This window comes from Mesorhizobium sp. 43Arga, from assembly GCF_053714255.1.
Genome location: NZ_JBSKBO010000001.1, coordinates 816,120 through 834,085, shown reverse-complemented (window position 1 = coordinate 834,085; position 17,966 = coordinate 816,120). Strand labels below are relative to the sequence as shown.

The 17,966-nt window shown below is 62.9% G+C and carries 22 protein-coding genes and 1 tRNA gene; 11 read left to right on the top strand and 12 right to left on the bottom strand.

Annotated elements, in window-relative coordinates; all coding sequences use genetic code 11:
* Positions 1-8: 8 nt before the first annotated feature.
* Positions 9-98 carry a K(+)-transporting ATPase subunit F gene (kdpF, locus tag ACWGS8_RS04170; protein WP_454579724.1) on the bottom strand — a complete coding sequence of 30 codons (90 nt, stop codon included), beginning with the start codon at positions 96-98 and terminating at the stop codon, positions 9-11.
* A gap of 430 nt (positions 99-528) precedes the next feature.
* Here kdpF and ACWGS8_RS04165 point away from each other — a divergent pair, with 430 nt between their 5' ends.
* Positions 529-1,026: a YciE/YciF ferroxidase family protein gene (locus ACWGS8_RS04165; RefSeq protein WP_454579723.1), complete on the top strand. Its 498-nt coding sequence runs from the start codon at positions 529-531 to the stop codon at positions 1,024-1,026.
* Between the two features lie 40 nt (positions 1,027-1,066).
* On the opposite strand, the gene ACWGS8_RS04160 is transcribed toward ACWGS8_RS04165, so the two are convergent.
* On the bottom strand, positions 1,067-1,786 hold the full coding sequence (locus tag ACWGS8_RS04160) for a Crp/Fnr family transcriptional regulator (protein WP_454579722.1): 720 nt from the start codon (positions 1,784-1,786) through the stop codon (positions 1,067-1,069).
* Positions 1,787-1,955: 169 nt separating this feature from the next.
* Here ACWGS8_RS04160 and ACWGS8_RS04155 point away from each other — a divergent pair, with 169 nt between their 5' ends.
* The gene (locus tag ACWGS8_RS04155; protein WP_454579721.1) at positions 1,956-2,237 is read left to right on the top strand and encodes a DUF6894 family protein; all 282 of its coding nucleotides are present in this window, start codon (positions 1,956-1,958) and stop codon (positions 2,235-2,237) included.
* 504 nt (positions 2,238-2,741) lie between these two features.
* On the opposite strand, the gene ACWGS8_RS04150 is transcribed toward ACWGS8_RS04155, so the two are convergent.
* The 5 genes from ACWGS8_RS04150 to ACWGS8_RS04130 all read right to left on the bottom strand — a co-directional run bounded on the left by ACWGS8_RS04150 (position 2,742) and on the right by ACWGS8_RS04130 (position 5,458).
* On the bottom strand, positions 2,742-3,044 hold the full coding sequence (locus tag ACWGS8_RS04150) for a DUF982 domain-containing protein (RefSeq protein WP_454579720.1): 303 nt from the start codon (positions 3,042-3,044) through the stop codon (positions 2,742-2,744).
* A gap of 204 nt (positions 3,045-3,248) precedes the next feature.
* Positions 3,249-4,508 carry an acyltransferase family protein gene (locus tag ACWGS8_RS04145; protein ID WP_454579719.1) on the bottom strand — a complete coding sequence of 420 codons (1,260 nt, stop codon included), beginning with the start codon at positions 4,506-4,508 and terminating at the stop codon, positions 3,249-3,251.
* A gap of 289 nt (positions 4,509-4,797) precedes the next feature.
* Positions 4,798-4,974, bottom strand: coding sequence for a hypothetical protein (locus ACWGS8_RS04140; protein ID WP_454579718.1), 177 nt, complete (start codon positions 4,972-4,974; stop codon positions 4,798-4,800).
* A gap of 27 nt (positions 4,975-5,001) precedes the next feature.
* The gene (locus ACWGS8_RS04135; protein ID WP_454579717.1) at positions 5,002-5,253 is read right to left on the bottom strand and encodes a hypothetical protein; all 252 of its coding nucleotides are present in this window, start codon (positions 5,251-5,253) and stop codon (positions 5,002-5,004) included.
* Between the two features lie 115 nt (positions 5,254-5,368).
* Positions 5,369-5,458 (bottom strand) — tRNA-Ser (locus tag ACWGS8_RS04130).
* 366 nt (positions 5,459-5,824) lie between these two features.
* Here ACWGS8_RS04130 and ACWGS8_RS04125 point away from each other — a divergent pair.
* The 3 genes from ACWGS8_RS04125 (at position 5,825) to ACWGS8_RS04115 (ending at position 8,209) form a co-directional block, all read left to right on the top strand.
* On the top strand, positions 5,825-6,544 hold the full coding sequence (locus tag ACWGS8_RS04125) for a hypothetical protein (RefSeq protein WP_454579716.1): 720 nt from the start codon (positions 5,825-5,827) through the stop codon (positions 6,542-6,544).
* A 132-nt stretch (positions 6,545-6,676) separates the two neighbouring features.
* Entirely contained in the window at positions 6,677-7,000 is a 324-nt protein-coding gene (locus ACWGS8_RS04120) for a hypothetical protein (RefSeq protein ID WP_454579715.1), read from the top strand.
* A 219-nt stretch (positions 7,001-7,219) separates the two neighbouring features.
* The gene (locus ACWGS8_RS04115; RefSeq protein ID WP_454579714.1) at positions 7,220-8,209 is read left to right on the top strand and encodes a BMP family lipoprotein; all 990 of its coding nucleotides are present in this window, start codon (positions 7,220-7,222) and stop codon (positions 8,207-8,209) included.
* 64 nt (positions 8,210-8,273) lie between these two features.
* On the opposite strand, the gene ACWGS8_RS04110 is transcribed toward ACWGS8_RS04115, so the two are convergent.
* Positions 8,274-8,675, bottom strand: coding sequence for a hypothetical protein (locus ACWGS8_RS04110; RefSeq protein ID WP_454579713.1), 402 nt, complete (start codon positions 8,673-8,675; stop codon positions 8,274-8,276).
* Between the two features lie 11 nt (positions 8,676-8,686).
* Positions 8,687-8,893, bottom strand: a complete 207-nt coding sequence (locus tag ACWGS8_RS04105; protein WP_454580115.1) for a SlyX family protein — start codon at positions 8,891-8,893, stop codon at positions 8,687-8,689.
* Positions 8,894-9,110: 217 nt separating this feature from the next.
* Here ACWGS8_RS04105 and ACWGS8_RS04100 point away from each other — a divergent pair, with 217 nt between their 5' ends.
* The 6 genes from ACWGS8_RS04100 to deoA all read left to right on the top strand — a co-directional run bounded on the left by ACWGS8_RS04100 (position 9,111) and on the right by deoA (position 15,488).
* Complete coding sequence (locus tag ACWGS8_RS04100; protein ID WP_454579712.1) at positions 9,111-10,643, top strand: ABC transporter ATP-binding protein; 1,533 nt, start codon at positions 9,111-9,113, stop codon at positions 10,641-10,643.
* Positions 10,640-11,779, top strand: coding sequence for an ABC transporter permease (locus ACWGS8_RS04095; RefSeq protein WP_454579711.1), 1,140 nt, complete (start codon positions 10,640-10,642; stop codon positions 11,777-11,779). The genes ACWGS8_RS04100 and ACWGS8_RS04095 overlap by 4 nt, the downstream gene beginning before the upstream one ends.
* A gap of 1 nt (position 11,780) precedes the next feature.
* The gene (locus ACWGS8_RS04090) at positions 11,781-12,752 is read left to right on the top strand and encodes an ABC transporter permease (RefSeq protein WP_454579710.1); all 972 of its coding nucleotides are present in this window, start codon (positions 11,781-11,783) and stop codon (positions 12,750-12,752) included.
* A gap of 104 nt (positions 12,753-12,856) precedes the next feature.
* A complete protein-coding gene (cdd, locus tag ACWGS8_RS04085) occupies positions 12,857-13,312 on the top strand; it encodes a cytidine deaminase (RefSeq protein ID WP_454579709.1) in 456 nt (151 codons plus the stop codon).
* A 47-nt stretch (positions 13,313-13,359) separates the two neighbouring features.
* Positions 13,360-14,169 (top strand): purine-nucleoside phosphorylase, encoded by an 810-nt coding sequence (locus ACWGS8_RS04080; protein ID WP_454579708.1) that lies wholly within the window; start codon positions 13,360-13,362, stop codon positions 14,167-14,169.
* Positions 14,169-15,488, top strand: a complete 1,320-nt coding sequence (gene deoA, locus ACWGS8_RS04075; protein WP_454579707.1) for a thymidine phosphorylase — start codon at positions 14,169-14,171, stop codon at positions 15,486-15,488. Before ACWGS8_RS04080 ends, deoA begins: the two co-directional genes overlap by 1 nt.
* Here the strand turns inward: deoA and ACWGS8_RS04070 are convergent, their stop codons facing one another.
* The 3 genes from ACWGS8_RS04070 to ACWGS8_RS04060 form a co-directional block, all read right to left on the bottom strand.
* Positions 15,489-16,046, bottom strand: a complete 558-nt coding sequence (locus ACWGS8_RS04070; RefSeq protein WP_454579706.1) for a TIGR02281 family clan AA aspartic protease — start codon at positions 16,044-16,046, stop codon at positions 15,489-15,491. It lies immediately after the preceding gene.
* A gap of 116 nt (positions 16,047-16,162) precedes the next feature.
* A complete protein-coding gene (gene upp, locus ACWGS8_RS04065; protein WP_010911460.1) occupies positions 16,163-16,792 on the bottom strand; it encodes a uracil phosphoribosyltransferase in 630 nt (209 codons plus the stop codon).
* A gap of 126 nt (positions 16,793-16,918) precedes the next feature.
* Positions 16,919-17,893: an adenosine deaminase gene (locus ACWGS8_RS04060; protein WP_454579705.1), complete on the bottom strand. Its 975-nt coding sequence runs from the start codon at positions 17,891-17,893 to the stop codon at positions 16,919-16,921.
* Between the last annotated feature and the right edge of the window lie 73 nt (positions 17,894-17,966).

The window sequence follows — 17,966 nt, the reverse complement described above, 5'->3', positions numbered from 1 at the left end:
CCGTGCCTTCAGAAGCGTTCTGGACGAACGAGGGCGTATGTGAGGTAGGCGAGCAGGAACAAGGTCACGCCGCCGCCGAGGAAGTAATCGAAAAGCATGGCTTGATCCTTCCGTTCAAATTCTGTCGCAGGCTTTGACGTAGGCCAAGGACAAGGTAAAAAACAAAAACCATATCCCGAGAACAATGAGGTCCATTGTGCTTTCCTTACTTTGATTTTCTAAGCGACACCTGCCGAAGTCAGGTCGGCAACTGCGTGAAAACGGCGCGCCGCATTCCGATTGGCGGCGTCCGACGTTTTTCCCATGCGGAATATGGACCCGATCGCCATAAAGGTTCGAGACGGCGCGGGGCGGAAAGAAATAGGAATTCTATAAAGGTTTCCGGCGCCCGCTACCGTCGCCGAGCCGGTTGCGCTCGATGCGGATTCACCGGGTCGCGCCGAGCAACCGCGCCTTGCCGAGTGAATGGAACGAATTCTCCAGCCGGAGATTGTCGGCCTGAGGGTTCACGCATCAGAGGATATGGCAATGGCAAAGCAGAAAATGCTCGACGAACTGTTCCACGACACGCTGAAGGACATCTATTTCGCCGAAAAGAAGATACTCGCGACGCTGCCGAAAATGGCCAAGGCCGCGCAAAGCGCTGACCTGAAAGCCGCCTTCGAAAAGCACCGCACCGAGACCGAGGGCCATGTCGCCAGGCTGGAGAAGGTCTTCGGCGTGATTGGCAAGAAGCCGGTGGGCAAGACCTGCGCCGCCATCATGGGCATCACCGAGGAAGGCGCCGAGATCATGGAGGAATACAAGGAATCTCCTGCGCTCGATGCTGGCCTGCTGGCGGCCGCGCAAGCGGTCGAACACTATGAGATTTCGCGCTACGGCACGCTGCGGACGTGGGCCGGCGAACTTCGCCTCAACGACGCCGTGACGCTTCTCGAAGCAACGCTGAAGGAAGAGAAGGCGACCGACGAAGCGCTGACCAAGATCGCAGAGTCGGCGGTCAACGTCGCCGCCGAAGCGGCTTGAACTTCTCGCTCACAGGATCAGGGGCCGCGTCTGGAATAGACTAACGCGGCTCCCGCATCAAGCTGAGATAGGTCGGATCGAACTCGGCGATTTCCTGCAGCCGGTGCCAGTCCAGAATGGTCACTGTGTGGTTTGCCCAGCTGACGACCCCGACCTTGCGCAAGGCGCCAATAACCCGGTTCATGTGCACCACAGACAGGCCGAGCACGTCGGCCATCTCTGCTTGGGAGAGCGGCAGGTGAAAGCTCATGCCGCTGGTGCGCTGTACCACCTGCAGCCGCACGAAGAGTTCACAGACCAGATGGGCCAGATGCGAGGTCTTGGAGCGTCGCCCCATGGCGACGATCCATTCGCGGTGGATGGCGCCGTCGACGAGCGTGTCGAGCCACAGCAGCCGGGTCAGATGCGGCGCCTTCTCGGTGATGGCGCGAAGCCGGCTGTGATCGGCGAACACCACGTGACAGGGCGAGAGAGCGACGATGCCGTGATCCATGGTCTTCAGCAGGAAGGCATGGAGATCGACGAAGTCGCCGGGCACCTGCAAGGAGGTGAACTGCCGGCCACCATTCTCCAGAACCTTGTAGCGCGCCGCCAGGCCGTCGAGGATCAACGTCGAATAGGTCGGCCGTGACCCGGAAGCGACGATGTCCTTGCCCGTCGCGAAATGCCGCTCGAAGGTCATGGCGCCTGCCAGCAGCGCCTTCTCGGCGTCGGACAGCGCGTCGTGCTGGCCAAGGTTCAGATAGAGGGCTTCAAGCACCGCAATCTCCAGCAAGGATCGAGAAGCCATCGCCAAGTGTTTTGTCGGAAGCAAAGGCGGCTTCGGATGCACTAGGCCTTTGGAAGCTCACGGACATTAACATTTGTTAGCCGCGCTTGTTCCACGGCAAACCTCACCCTGATGGAACAACGGCTTGGCCCGGGAATTGATGGTTGACCATCTCGCCAACATCAATCCCGAGACCCATAGCATCATGCCCAGATATTATTTCGACCTCTACAATGGCGATGGCTTGACGGTCGACGATGACGGCCAGGTCTTCGAAACGCGCGAACGCCTTAGAAGCGAGGCGATGCGCATACTCCCCGACATTGTTCGCGACGAGATGCTTCAGGGCGATCACACCGCGATCACCGTCAAGGTACGCGACGAAGGCGGACGCCAGATCTTCGAGGCGTCGCTTGTCGTCTCGTCAGGCTGGTGTGACTGACATCTCTCTATCGCGAGCCCGATGACAAAAGTTTCCCCACCATCATTTGTAATCGCGGCCCACGCGGCAACGCTGCACCATGCGGGGCCGGAAGATGACGGAGGTGGCGGTTTGTTCCGAACCAGCGCCGCTTCGGAATGGAGTTAGCAGCACATGGTCCGTGCCAAGGTCGACACTCATCGTGACGAGCGCGCCAAGCGTGAATCGCAGATCGTGATCGATGCAGAGCGAGCGGCTCGCGAAGAAAAGACTGCCAGGCTGAGAGAACTGCGTCTCGCAGCGCAGTCATCGCGCGAACCTGATCCAACGAAACCTAAGCCGACACGCCGGCGCGCGCCTTCGAAAGGTTGACTGCTCACAACCGCTGCAAACATCATCGCTGGCCGACCGCGATCTTTTCGATCTTCTTGCAACAAAGCGAAAGCCCGGCTCGGGAGGGCCAAGCCGGGCTTGCTAGGGAGGCGGACGCAGAGTTGGCCACCATGACGGCGGGTGGCTTCAAATTCAGGCGGCGTAGCCGCCATAGCCGCGCGCGACGGCGCGCGCCACGATCACCGGCTCGATCTCGGGCCAGAGGATGCCGGTTGCTTGTGCGAACTCGACGAGCGCATGGCGCGCCTCGTCCCTGGTGATACAGCCTTCCAGCGCAAGGCCACACGCCTCGACGGCATTGCGATGGAGGGGGCCACGGCGCGAGGTCGTCCAATCGGTCAGGAAATCGTGCATGTCGGTCAGCGAGGCAATCTCGCGTTTGACGCCGAGGCCAACGGTCAGTGCGACCGGTGAATGAAACAGCTTGTCGTGCATGAAACGGGCTCCTGATCTATCGCAGCGCTGGGAGAGATATCCTGGCTGGTCCACGGACGGGACGCCGTGAAACGCGCTGCGCGCCAAGAGGTTCCCGGCCGGGAGCTTTTATATGAAATGCGGCGGTCGTGCCCTGATCGCGATGCCCGCACAATCCATCGTTCGCGCCAGCCCAAGCCAATCAGCGTTCGAATGGCCCGGAAATCATCGCTCCTGGGCGTTGTGCGCGGCCTGCAGACTGTCTTGTGAAACATCCCGGATGCGCCAGGGCTGCGCTGGGTCAGCGGCTGTCGTCTCGCGCACCTCGCGCTGCGCCGACAGGCGAAGAACTGCCGCGAGACGGTTTCCCATCGAGACGCCGGGCTTTTCGACAACAAGGTGCGCGACCAGTGCCATGAAGACCAGAAGCACCATCGCAATCGCTATCACAAGCCAATATTGGCCGGCGTTGTTCATGGCGAAGGTCCGCAGGGGCGCGATGGAGAATATCGAGACGAAGGCAAGCCCCTGCAAGAGATAGATGCCAAAGCTGATCTCGCCCAACCGCACGGAGCGGGAGGCCGTCAGGAGACCAAAGAAATCAGCGCCCGTCACGACCAGGAAGAAGGCGGCAATGCACAGCAGCATCGGCCCCGGCGCGTAGGCAGTCTTGTAGATGGCAAAGATACACACCAGCATCGCCAGAGCGGCAGCGGACAGTGCATGCCGGTGCCACTTCACCAGCAGGCCGTTTGCCTCAAGCGTCGCGCACAACATTCCGCCCGCGAAAAGTCCCAGATATCCGTAGGCGGTGCTGCCTCCGCTCACTGACATGAGAATTGAAAAAGCCAGGAGAACGGCTGGCAAGCCTATGCGGGCCACCGGATGCCGGCTGAATATCGCCGCTATCGGCAGGCTGAAATACAACAGCCATTCATAGGGCAAGGTCCAGGTTACGCAGGCCAATACACAAACGTGGGAACTCGAAAGCGGCACGTAGCCGAAGACACCGAACAGCAGATTGAAAAATGCCCGCTCGTAAGTCGCGAAGGCCGAATAGTCGATCCCGCCGTCGGCGACCTCCAAAGCCATCGCCGTGCCGACGGCCACAACATAAAGCGGCCCGATCCTGAAAGCCCGCTTGAGCAACAGGGTCGGAAAATCCACGGAGAACTTTGCCGCCAGCAGTTTCCCCCAGAACAGATAGGCGGAGATGATGAAGAACAGAGACACTCCCACCTGTCCCAGTGGCCCATAGAAATCCGAAGGCGGATACTTCCATGCGCCGGTCGCCAGCATTTCATGGTAGATGACGGCGTGGTGAAGCGCGACGGCAAGCGCCAGATAGCCTCGCATTCCGTCTATTGACCGCACCCTGGCGGAGTTCGTTTCGAAACCGACGCGCTGAAACAGCGGCATGCCCGCCAGCGGCCAAAGCAGCGCGACGACCACAAACGCGGGCCAGATGTCATAAAGTCCAATCACGATTGCTCCGAGCCGATGCGCACGGCACGCTGAGTCGCCTTGTTGGACTATGCAACCTTGCCCAGAGCCGGCACAAGCGCCGCTCGCGATCCGCCCGATGCTTTCCCGCGGCAGCTAGCCAAACAATCGCTAGCCTAAGACAACGCGCACGGTGCGCCGCGTCCACCGTCCCGGGCAGGTTGTCTTGATGCGGAAGCTGAAATTGTGGACGCCTTGGCAGGAAGGCCGCAACGATGATCCAAGATAGGGAGGATTTCAGCCAGCCGCGCCGTCAGCCGTGGCGCGCGGCTTACCGCACGGGCGCGTTTGCTTCAGCCAGCGCGGCCAGCATCTGCTCGACTTTCCGCCCCGAGGCTTCTGTGCGCTCGATATGCCGCATCATTTGCTGCGTCAGCATCGCAAGTCTTGCAGCGCGATAGACGTCGCCGTGTCTCGCAGTTTCAATGTCGAAGGTCGCGATCATCATGGCCAACAATCCCAAAACTATGGTGCGCTAGAATTCGCTGGGAGCTGCCGGATCGATCTTCGTCAGGCGCTCTCTGGCCTCGATCACACGCCGCTGGGCGGCCCTTATCCTGCTGCAGAGCGCGATATTGATTCCCACCCCGCAATCTTCGTCCAGCATTTCCTTGGCGCGCCTGAGGGTGACCTCCGCCCGCTTGACTCGCTGTCTGGCCTTGGCCAGTTCCAACATCATAAGATCGGCCATCGCACCGCGTCCATTGTACTCCAGGGTGTACATCATGAAGTGCTAACTCATAACGGAGCGGATCGTTCCCCTGAGGTCTGGTCCCTGAGGTCTGGGGCTACCCTCTTGGACCTTGTGGCTGACACCGAGATCAATCAGCGATTGGGAACGCTGGCGGAGAGAGCGGGATTCGAACCCGCGTTACGGTCTCCCGTAAACACACTTTCCAGGCGTGCGCCTTCAACCACTCGGCCACCTCTCCGTCCTTGCCTTCGCGCCGGCCGGTTTCGCCGCGCGGGTTGGGGAGATGCATCTCCTCGGGGCTACGGCTCGGAATGTCCGCCATGGATGCCGCCCAACCAGCGGACATCCTTCCCCGGCACCTGAGCCGTCGAAGCAACAGGCGCGGGGCTCATCTAGTCGATCCCGCGCCGAATGCCAAGCCATAAGCGCAGTCTATTCGCTTTGCCGGCCACATGGCGGTTCGCGAGGCCGCCGTCGCAACCGTTTGCAGGGCGCCAGCGCCGAAATGATGTGCACAGGCAAGGCCGCAAGACCCGCCGCGCTTGACTTCGCCACCGGCCGCCTGTCGAGTGAGGCAGAGGCTTTGCGGGGGCATCGTCCGGCCATGACATCGAGCAACGAACAACCGGATAATGGGCAGGCGCCGGCCGGCCGCCCGGGTGGTGACCTTTTTTACGTCCCGGTGGGCTGGCTCATCTTCGTCATGGCGTGGTCGGTCTATGGCCTGGCGTCGGCATGGTGGCTGGTCGGCAATTCCGGCCTGCCGGACAAGATCTTCTATTTCCTTCTTGGCGGGCTCGTCGCCAATGTCATCACCATCCTGTGGGGGCTTTACCTGCTCGGCCTCGCCTTTGGCCGTTCAGGGCGTTTCCCCCGCCATTTCACCGTCTGGCAGATCGCCACCATCGTCTGGGTGCTGGCGAGACAGGCCTATGTGCTGACCGTGCCGCAATTCGTCTTCTCCGCCAGGGGCCTCGGCATTACCGCCATCGAGATCGGCATCGGCCTGCTTTGCATCTACCTGTTGCGCCCCGGCTCCGGCGCCGGGACCGTCTACGCCAGGCCGCAAACCGAAGCGCCGCCGGTCTTCATCTCCATCATCGCCGCCTTGCTCGGCATCATTCTCGGCGCCGTTATCGGCGCCCTGGTCGGCTTCTTCGCCGGCTCGGTGATCGCCGATGTCGCAAAGGTGAGCTGCTTCGAAGGCGGCTGCGGCTATTTCGCCGCCTTCATCGGCCTGGCCGGGCTGGTGGTCGGCGCCATTGGCGGCGGCATTCTCGCCGTCTGGCTCGTCCACCGGCGCAGGCGCAAGCCTGTGGCATAGGGACAGAAAAGCGCGAGCCTTCAAATTCGCGTATCGCGGTTGCGGGCAGGCCTGACAAATTCTATTTCTCGTTTCGGGACACGTGCCGGAGATCCCCTTGGGAAAGCCAGGATCGGCCGGGGGAGAACCTGGATGTTTCGCTTCATTTTCCGCCTTGCCGCGATGGTCGCGCTGTCGGTCTCCGTCATCATGGCGGTGATCGACACGACGCGCACGGTGGCGGCTTCGGCGCTTGTGATAACCCCGCTCAATGCCAGCTGGCTGGCGGTCTCGCCGGAAACGCGGGCGGCCTTTGAAACCTTCGTCCGCGCCAAGGCCAGTCCGCTTTTGTGGGATGGCGCCATCGCCTGGGTGCTTAACCAGCCAGGCTTTGCCGTGTTTGCGGTGCTGGCCTTCCTGCTCTACGCCGTCGGCCACAGGCGCCAGCGGCGCACCGGCCAATTCGCCGCCAACTGATCGGCGAAGGTCGACAGGCAAACATCGAGCTGCGGCGCGGTCTGCCCGTGGCACGCTTTTCCAAAAGGTCAAAATTCCGCGTGAATTTTGTTTCGGGCCGTGCCAGATTGCCGCCGAGCGGGAGGGGAATACACTCCTGGCTGACGTCGCGTGCCTGCCGCAGAACCGGGCAGGCAGGCGGGGCGTAACGGAAAAAATAACCGACAGGGTGTGGATCACATGAAACGTATCGTTCTCGGCCTCCTGGCCGCAACCGCAATGGTTCTTCCGGCTTTCGCCGCGGATGTCCAGCCGGCCATCCTCTATGATCTGGGCGGCAAGTTCGACAAATCCTTCAACGAGGCTGCCTTCCATGGCGCCGAGAAGTTCAAGACCGAGACCGGCACGCCCTATGTCGAGTTCGAAGTGTCCAACGCCTCGCAGCGTGAGCAGGCGCTGCGCCGCTTCGCCGAGGACGGCCACAACCCGATCGTCATGGCCGGCTTCGCCTGGGAAGACGCGCTGAAGAAGGTCGCGGCCGAATATCCCGACCTCAAATTCGCCATCATCGACGATGCCGTCGACCTGCCCAATGTCCGCTCGCTGGTGTTCAAGGAGAATGAAGGCTCCTACCTCGTCGGCATCATGGCGGCGATGGCATCGAAGTCGAAGAAGGTCTCCTTCATCGGCGGCATGGATATCCCGCTGATCCGCAAGTTCGAATGCGGCTATGTCGGCGGCGCCAAGGCGGCTGGCGCGACCGACGTCATCCAGAACATGACCGGCGACACGCCGGCTGCCTGGAACGATCCGGCCAAGGGCGGCGAAATCGCCAAGACGCAGATCGACCAGGGCTCCGACGTGGTCTACGCCGCGGCCGGCGGCACCGGCGTCGGCGTGCTGCAGGCGGCGGCTGATGCCGGCAAGCTCGGCATCGGTGTCGATTCCAACCAGAATGGCCTGCAGCCCGGCAAGGTGCTGACCTCGATGATGAAGCGCGTCGACGTTGCCGTCTACACCGCCTTCATGGATGGCAAGAACGGCACCTTCAAGGGTGGCGTCGAGAATCTCGGCCTCAAGGAAGGCGGCGTCGACTACGCCATGGACGACAACAACAAGGCGCTGGTGACCGCCGAGATGAAGGCTGCCGTGGAAAAGGCCAAGGCCGACATCATCGCCGGCAAGATCCAGGTGCACGACTACACGACCGACAACGCCTGCCCCTATTGATCGGCAGCACCACAGGGCCATGACCTGCAACCGCCGGGCGCAAGCCCGGCGGTTTTGCGACGGCCTATAGTTTTCCGACGAGATAGCCGAGCGCGAAGACCGCGATCAGCACGGCTGCGACGACAAATCCGCGCGGGCCGCCAAGTGAATGCACGCCGACGCCGTATGGCGGCGGGGACAGGTTTCGGATCACCGTCCGCGGTTTGGCGTCGCTGCTGCCCAGGCCAATGCTGCGCATCTGCGGCAACTCGGCAAGGCGTTGCGTCACCAGCGCCCAATGATTGGCGGGCAAGGCAGGTTTTTCGACCCGGTCGAATACATGCATGCGTTCGGCAAGCCGCACCACAGCGTCGCGGAAGGCAGGATCGATCTCGAGATCACGCTCGGCCCGTTCGCGCTCGGCATCGTTCATCAGGCCGAGCACATAGTCGCCGGCCCGTGCGATGCGATCGCTTTCACTGGCCATGGCCCCCTTCCCTACCAATGCGGCGGCTTGGTCACGGGCACGTCGGGCGCCGCCTGCTCCTCAAGCGCAAGAAAGCGATCGGTCAGCGCGTCAAGCTTGCGCTGGATGCGCTCGATCACCGTCCATTGCTCGGCGATCTGCCCCGACAGCTCCTCGATGGTCTTTTCGTGCTCGGCGGCGCGGATTTCCAGCGTCGTCAGCCGGTCGGCGGGCATGATCATTTGCAGTCCCTGATGTTGCACCACAATGCCTTGCATCGTGATGCGAATTACGACGCCGTCATATTAGCGAATATGAAGCCTGCGGACACGTTGGAAATTGACAAGCGCACCGGGATTTGCCGAGAGTGGATGCTGCTTCGGCCAATTGGCACGGGCGGGACGTCATGCTAGGCATTTTGACCAAGCGATAAAAAATAAGAGTGGGAATGGCTGCATGGCGCAAGCCGCAATCGAACTGATCGGCATCAACAAGAGTTTTGGCGCCGTGCGCGCCAACCGCGACATCAATCTGGAGATCGCGCGCGGCACCATCCACGGCATCGTCGGCGAGAACGGCGCCGGCAAATCGACGCTGATGTCGATCCTTTACGGCTTCTACCAGGCCGACAGCGGCGAAATCCGCGTCGGCGGCAAGCCGGCATCGATCAAGACCCCCAATGACGCGATCGCGCTCGGCATCGGCATGGTGCACCAGCATTTCATGCTGGTCGACAATTTCTCTGTGCTGGAAAACATCATTCTCGGCGCCGAAAGCGATGCCCTCTTGAAGAGCAGCATCGCCAAGGCGCGCTCGGAACTCGAGCGGCTGGAGCGCGAATACGGGCTCGAAGTCGACCCCGACGCCATCATCGAGGAGCTGCCGGTCGGCCTGCAGCAGCGCGTCGAAATCCTGAAGGCGCTCTATCGCGGCGCCGAAATCCTGATCCTCGACGAGCCAACGGGCGTGTTGACGCCGGCCGAGGCCGACCACCTCTTCCGCATCCTCAAGCAATTGAAGGAACAGGGAAAGACGGTGGTGCTGATCACCCACAAGCTGCGCGAGATCATGGCCATCACCGACAATGTCTCGGTCATGCGCCAGGGCACGATGGTGGCGACGCGCGAAACCAATAAGACGACGGTGGGCGAACTGGCCGAACTGATGGTCGGACGGCGCGTTCTTTTGAGGGTCGAAAAGGGCGAAGCGGAAGCCGGGGCCGTCAAGCTCGCGGTCAAGAACCTGACGGTGAAGGATTCGCGTGGCGTCACCATGGTCGATGATATCTCCTTCGACCTGCGCGCCGGCGAGATCGTCGGCATTGCCGGCGTTGCCGGCAACGGCCAATCCGAACTGCTCGAGGCGATTTCCGGCATCAGGCATGCCGTTTCAGGCTCGGTCATGCTCGACGGCAAGCCGATCGACCTGACGGGTGCGGCCGATCCCGGCGAATTGCGCGACCGAGGGCTGGCGCACGTGCCGGAGGATCGCCACCATGTCGGGCTGGTGCTGGCCTTCGAGGAGAACGAGAATTCCATCCTCGGCTATCACGACGACCCCCGCTATCTCAAAGGGCCGTTCCTCAACGTCGATGCCATCATGGCCGACGCCAAGGACAAGATCGAGAAATACGACATCCGTCCCGGCAATCCGCGCCTGAAGACGGCGAACTTCTCCGGCGGTAACCAGCAGAAGATCGTGCTCGCGCGGGAAATGGAACAAGACCCGGGTGTTCTCATCGTCGGCCAGCCGACGCGCGGCGTCGATGTCGGTGCCATCGAATTCATCCACAAGCGCTTGATCGCCATGCGCGACCAGGGCAAGGCCGTGCTGGTGGTCTCGGTCGAGCTCGACGAGATCCGCTCGCTCTCCGACCGCATCCTGGTGATGTTTGCCGGCCGCATCGTCGGTGAGCGCGGTCCGGAAGCGACCGAGGGCGAGCTTGGCCTGCTGATGGCCGGCGTCGAGCGCCAGGAGGCAGCACTTTGAGCACGCCATACGCCAAACTGCCGGCCTGGGCCGATTATGGGCTGATCCCGCTGATCAACCTGGCGGTGGCCTTCATCGTCGCCGGCTTCGTCGTGCTCTTGGTCGGCGAGAATCCGTTCCGCGCCGCCGTCATCCTGGTCGAGGGCGCCTTCGGCAAGGGAACAGGCATCGCCTTCACTCTCTTCTACGCCACCACCTTCATCTTCACCGGGCTTTCGGTGGCGGTGGCGGCGCATTGCGGCCTGTTCAACATCGGCACCGAGGGACAGGCCTACATTGCGGGCCTGGGCATCGCCATCGTCTGCCTGTCCTTCGACAGCGTGCTGCCCTGGTGGCTAACATTTCCCATGGCCATCGTCGCTTCGGCGCTTGTGGGCGCCTTGTGGGCGCTCATCCCCGCCTATCTGCAGGCCAGGCGCGGCTCGCACATCGTCATCACAACGATCATGTTCAACTTCATCGCCGCCTCGATCATGGTCTATCTGCTGGTCGGACCATTGAAGCCGGCGGGATCGCAAGCACCGCAGACCCGCAACTTCTTCGCCGGCGCGGAACTACCGAAACTCAACTGGATCATCGAGCTGTTCGGCGCCAAGATCCGCTCGGCGCCACTCAACGTCACCTTCCTGCTGGCGCTGCTCATGGCCTTCCTGGTCTGGCTGCTGATCTGGCGCACCAAGCTCGGCTATGAGATGCGCACCTATGGCCATAGCCCCAAGGCGGCGCGCTATGCCGGCATTTCGGAAACCCGCATCATCATCACCGCGATGATGATCTCGGGCGCGCTCGCCGGCATGATGGCGCTCAATCCGGTGATGGGCGACCAGCACAATGTCGCGATCGACTTCGTCTCCGGCGCCGGCTTCGTCGGCATCGCCGTGGCGCTGATGGGGCGCCTGCATCCGGTCGGCATCGTGCTGGCCGCGGTCCTGTTCGGCATGCTCTATCAGGGCGGCGCCGAACTCGCCTTCGAAATGCCGGCGATCAGCCGCGACATGATCGTCATCATCCAGGGCCTGGTGATCCTGTTCGCCGGCGCGCTCGAACACATGTTCAGGCCTTACATCCAGGCGCTGTTCGCCTCGTTCAGTCCGAGGTCGGTCGGTATGGAAGCGGTCAAGGGAAAGGGCGCCTGAGATGGATGTCTTTATCGCCATCGTGCAGATACTGGACTCGACCATCCGCCTGTCGGTGCCATTGCTGCTCGCCTGCCTCGCCGGCCTCTTTTCCGAACGTTCCGGCATCTTCGACATCGGGCTGGAAGGCAAGATGCTGGTCGGCGCCTTCGCCGGCGCCGCCGCTGCTTCCGTGTTCCATTCGGCCTTTATCGGCCTCGGCATGGCGATCCTGATCTCGGTCGCCTTCGCCATGGTGCACGGCTTCGCCTCGATCACCCACCGCGGCAACCAGATCGTTTCCGGCGTGGCGATCAATTTCGTCGCCGCCGGATCGACCATCATCCTCGGTCAGGCCTGGTTCCAGCAGGGCGGGCGCACGCCGGCGCTGCAGCCGGGCGAGCGGTTCGACGCGATTGTCTGGCCCGGCGCCGAGGCGGTCAGGGACGTGCCGATCATCGGGCCGATCTATGCGGAACTGATCTCGGGCCATTCGCTGCTGGTCTACGTCGCCTTCCTGATGGTGCCGTTCACCTGGTGGGTGCTGTTTCGCACCCGCTTCGGCCTCAGATTGCGCGCCGTCGGCGAGAACCCGGCCGCCGTCGACACCGCCGGCATTTCGGTCGCCTGGCTGCGCTACCGGGCCCTGATCTGCACCGGCATCCTCACCGGCGTCGCCGGCGCCTATCTGTCGATGGTGCAGAATGGCGGCTTCGTGAAGGACATGACCGCCGGCAAGGGCTACATCGCGCTGGCGGCACTCATCTTCGCCAAGTGGAAGCCGGTCAACGCCATGTTCGCCTGCCTGCTGTTCGGCTTCCTCGATGCGGCGGCGATCCGCCTGCAGGGCTCGCCGCTGCCGATCATCGGCAAGGTGCCGGTGCAGTTCATGCAGGCCTTGCCCTATATCCTCACCGTCATCCTGCTCGCCGGCTTCATCGGCAAGGCCATCCCGCCGCGCGCCGGCGGCGTGCCTTACGTCAAGGAACGCTAATGCATATCGCCCAAAAGTGACCTCGGTTTTGGGATAACACATGCACAAAACAAAGAGTTAAAGCGCTTCGCCTGAATCCGTTTCGGCGCGACGCGCTTAAAGGGTTGACGGCCCGGCGCGGGGCACGAGCCGGGTTTTGGACACGATCATCGGAGAGAACAACTGAAATGTCGCATGATCTGTTCGAAGCGGCCAGGACCGCCATGGCCAAGGCCTATGCGCCCTATTCGAAATTTCCGGTGGGCGCCGCCTTGCGCACCGAGGACGGACGCGTCTTCACCGGCGCCAACATCGAAGTCGCCTCCTATCCCGAAGGCTGGTGCGCCGAGACCACCGCGCTTGGCCACTACATCATGGGCGGCGGCGGCAAGATCGTCGAGATCGCGGTCCTTGCCGAACGCATGGCCAAATGCTCGCCTTGCGGCGGCTGCCGCCAGCGGCTGGCCGAATTCTGCCAGCCGGATACAAAACTGTACCTCTGCGACAATACGGGCGTGGCCGAGACCGTGACCATGGGCGACATGCTGCCCTACGGTTTTCGCGGCGACATTCTCAAGTGAAGAATTGGCTGAAATGACGGGTTGGCTCAAATGAGGGGATGGCGGCAATGACCGAAAAGGCGGTGGACCATCTGATCGAAAGGCTGGACGGCCTCGCGCCAACGACGGCGCTGGTGCTGGGATCTGGCCTCGGCGTCCTTGTCGACCGGATCGAGCAACCGATCCGCGTCCCCTATGCCGACCTGCCCGGCTTCCCCAGGAGCGGCGTCAGCGGCCATGCCGGCGAAGTGGTGGCGGGGCTGTTTGCCGGCACGCCGGTGCTGATGCTGTCCGGCCGCGCCCATTACTATGAGCATGGCAACGCCGCGGCGATGCGGCCGGTGCTGGAAGTGCTCGCCGGCATCGGCATCACCAAACTGATCCTTACCAATGCCGCCGGTTCGGTCGACTCGGACATGCCGCCGGGCTCGGTGATGCTGCTCACCGACCACATCAATTTTTCCGGCAGCAATCCGCTGATCGGCGAGCCCAGCGACCGCCGCTTCGTCGGCCTGACCGAAGCCTATGATGCCGGCATCCGCAAGGCCATCGAACGCGCCGCCAAGACGACCGGCACCGTGCTGCACAGGGGCGTCTATATGTGGTTTTCCGGCCCGTGCTTCGAAACGCCGGCCGAAATCCGCATGGCGCGCGTCATGGGCGCCAACGCCGTCGGCATGTCGACCGTGCCGGAAGTCATTCTCGCCCGCTTCCTTGGCCTGCGTGTCGCCGCCTGCTCGGTCATCACCAATCTGGCGGCCGGCATGACCGGAGCCGAACTTTCGCATCAGGAGACCAAGGACATGGCGCCGGTCGGCGGGTCGCGGCTGGCAACGGTCCTGCACAGGGTGTTCCGCGACGGACTGCTGGAGAGCTGATGCTTCCCCAGGAAATCATCCGCCACAAGCGAGACGGCCACAGGCTCTCGGCCGGTGAAATTGCTGCCTTCATCGGCGGCGTGACCTCGGGCGCCGTCACCGATGGCCAGGCCGCGGCCTTCGCCATGGCGGTGTTCTTCAACGGCATGAACCGCGATGAGGCCGTGGCGTTGACGCTGGCCATGCGCGATTCCGGCGACGTGCTCGACTGGTCGGACCTGCCTGGTCCGGTCACCGACAAGCATTCGACCGGCGGCGTCGGCGACAATGTCTCGCTGATGCTGGCGCCGATCGTCGCCGCCTGCGGCGCCTATGTGCCGATGATCTCTGGCCGTGGCCTTGGCCATACCGGCGGCACGCTGGACAAGATGGATGCGATCCCCGGCTACATCAGCCAGCCCGATATCGCATTGTTTCGCCAGGCGGTGTTGGAAACCGGCTGCGCCATCATCGGCCAGACCGCCGATCTGGCGCCCGCCGACCGCCGTCTCTATGCCATCCGCGATGTCACCGGCACCGTGGAATCGGTGCCGCTGATCACTGCCTCGATCCTGTCGAAGAAGCTGGCCGCCGGCCTGGGCTCGCTGGTGCTCGACGTCAAGGTCGGCAATGGCGCCTTCATGGAGAAGTCGCGCGACGCGACCGCGCTCGCCAACAGCCTCGTCGAGGTCGCCAGCGGCGCCGGACTGAAGGTCTCGGCGTTGATCACCGGCATGAATGAACCACTGGCCTCGGCCGCCGGCAATGCCGTCGAGATGCGCAACGCCGTCGATTTCCTCACCGGCCGCCTGCGCGACCGGCGGCTGGAGGATGTGACGCTGGCGTTGGCCGCCGAAATGCTGCAGTCGGCGGGACTGGTGTCGTCCAACCAGGACGGCTTGCGGCGCGCCACCGAGACTCTCACCAGCGGCCGCGCCGCGGCCACCTTCGCCCGCATGGTGGCGGTGCTCGGCGGCCCGGCGGATTTCATCGAGAAGCCGGAAAAATATCTGCCCGACGCGGCAACCGAATTCGCGGTCAAGGCGACGATGGATGGTTTCGTCACCGGCATCGCCACGCGCGACATCGGCCTTGCCGTGGTCGGTCTGGGCGGCGGGCGCACGAGGCCTGACGACAAGATCGACCCCAGCGTCGGCATCACCAGGCTGCTGCCCATAGGCGCGGAAGTCAATGCCGGAGACGCGCTGGCACTGGTCCACGCCCGCTCGCCAGCCGATGCCGAAGCCGCCGCCGCCGCCGTGATTTCGGCCTATGCGATCGGCGCCTCGAAACCACCGGCGGACAAAACCGTCATGCGGCGGATCCTGCCGCGCGGTTGATTATTGAACAAGCAGCAGCGTACCGTTTTCGGCCTGATATTTGCCGAGCCGGTTGAGGAAGCTCATGCCGATCAGGTTGGTGCTCAGCGCCCTGTCGTCGAGTACGATGGCTTGCACGCCGTCGACGCTGATGCTGCCGATCTGCAGGCGGTCGATCGTCACTAGCGCCGCCTTGATCGAGCCGTTGGCGGTGTTGACCTCATGGCTGAAATCGGACGGATTGAGCGACAGCCCGATCCTGCGTGCCGTCGACGTGTTGACCGCAACCAGCGTGGCGCCGGTATCGATCATGCCGTCGACCTGACGGCCGTTGAGCTTGAAGGTCGACGAGAAGTGTCCGCGTCCGTCCGCTGCAACGATGACCTTGCGGCCGGTCGGCAGCGGCGCCGCCGGCTTGTCGGGAACCGACGCCAGGCTGACCTGGGGTTGTGCCTCGGGCTTGGCTGTCACCGTCGATTTCAGCAGGTTTTCGAATATCTGCGGATTCGACTGGTAGACGACCGGGATCGATGCCGATGTCCCGGCAAAGACGCTGAGGATGAGAAGCTTGCGCAGCATGGATCGGCCTTAGTGAGAACCGATTCATTAGCGCCGGATGGTGTTCGCCGCTTTAACAGGCGCCGAAACCGCACCGTTGCGTAAACATTCGGTAAATCGCACCAGTCAACCTGGTGCTATTTCGTCCCGTACATGCGGTCGCCAGCGTCACCAAGGCCGGGCATAATGTAGCCCTTCTCGTTGAGCTGGCGGTCGATCGACGCCGTGAAGACCGGAACGTCTGGATGTGCCTTGGTGAAGCGCTCGATGCCTTCGGGCGCCGCCAAAAGGCAGAGGAACCGGATGTTGGTGGCGCCGCGCCCCTTCAGCTTGTCGATCGCCGCGATCGCCGAATTGGCCGTCGCCAGCATCGGGTCGACGACGATCACCAGCCGGTCGGCGAGATCGCTTGGCGCCTTGAAGAAATATTCGACCGCCTCCAGCGTCTCGTGGTCGCGATAGAGGCCGATATGGGCGACGCGCGCCGCCGGCACCAGGTCGAGCAGGCCTTCCAGCAGACCGTTGCCGGCGCGCAGCACCGAAGCGAACACCAGCTTCTTGCCCTCAAGTGTCGGCGCTTCCATGGTCTCGATCGGCGTTTCGATGGTTGTCGTCGTCAGTTCGAGATTGCGCGTGACCTCGTAGCCGAGCAGCAGCGATATCTCGCGCAACAGCCGCCTGAAACCGGCCGTGGACGTCTCCTTCTTGCGCATGATGGTCAGCTTGTGCTGGACAAGCGGATGGTCGACGACGGTGACGCCCTTCATGATGTTCTCCTGATGCGTGTCGCCCGGCGCGCGGACGCGCTTCAGGCAGCTGGAACGACCCTAGCGACAATGCACCGGCCAAGGAACCGCTTGGCCGCCATCGACCACAGCTTTGTCCGAAGAAAATCAGCGCGCCGCGCCGTTCAGCCGGGCAAGAAGTGCCGCCTTGGTCTTCCTGTCGACGAAGGCGGCTTCGATGGCGGTTCGGGTGACGGCGGCAAGCGCCTTTTCGTTCATCGCAAAATGCTCTGCCGCGATATCGTATTCGCGCTTCAGCGAGGTCCAGAAATAGGGCGGGTCGTCGGAGTTGAGCGTCACCTTGCAGCCGGCGGCCTGCAAGGTGGGAAACGGATGGTCGGCAAAACTGTCGAACACCTTGAGCGCGATGTTGGAGCCGGGGCAGCACTCCAGGACGATGCCTTCGTCGGCGATGCGGCGGACAAGGTCCGGGTTCTCGATGGCGCGCACGCCGTGGCCGATGCGTGAGGGGCGGATATGGTCAAGCGCCGCCTGGACAGTCTCCCAGCCCGTCAGTTCGCCGGCATGGATGGTGATGCCGAGCCCGGCCTCGCGCGCGATCTCGAAAGCCCTGACATAGTCCTCAATCTCGCCCATGCGCTCGTCGCCGGCAACGCCGAAGCCAGTGACCAGCGGATTGCCGCAGCGCGCCGCGAAGCGCGCCGCCCGTTCGATCGACTCGACGCCGACATGGCGCACGCCGGTTACGATCATGCGGCCCTCAATGCCGGTCTTGGCCTTGGCGCGCAGCATGCCTTCGCCCAGCGCGTCGGTATAGGCCTTGGGCGAGAGCCCGGCCTTCGTCGCATGGTCCGGCGAGGTGAACACTTCGGAATAGATGGCGCCATCACGGGCAAGACTGGTCAGATAGTGATCGGCCAGCCGGGCGTAATCCTCTTCGGTGCGGAACAGATCGGCGGAAAAATCGTACGCCGCGAGGAAGGACGTAAAATCGTGCCAGACGAACGAACCGTTCTGGATATAGGGCGCGGTATCCTTCCCGTATTTCTGCGCCTGGCGGATGACGAGTTCGGGCGCCGCTGCCCCTTCAATGTGGCAGTGCAGTTCCGCTTTCAAAGGCATTCAAACATCCCGTCGGTCAGTCCAGGTCTTGAAAACCCACCACCTGGAAGCGCGGTTGAACACCGCGCCTTAA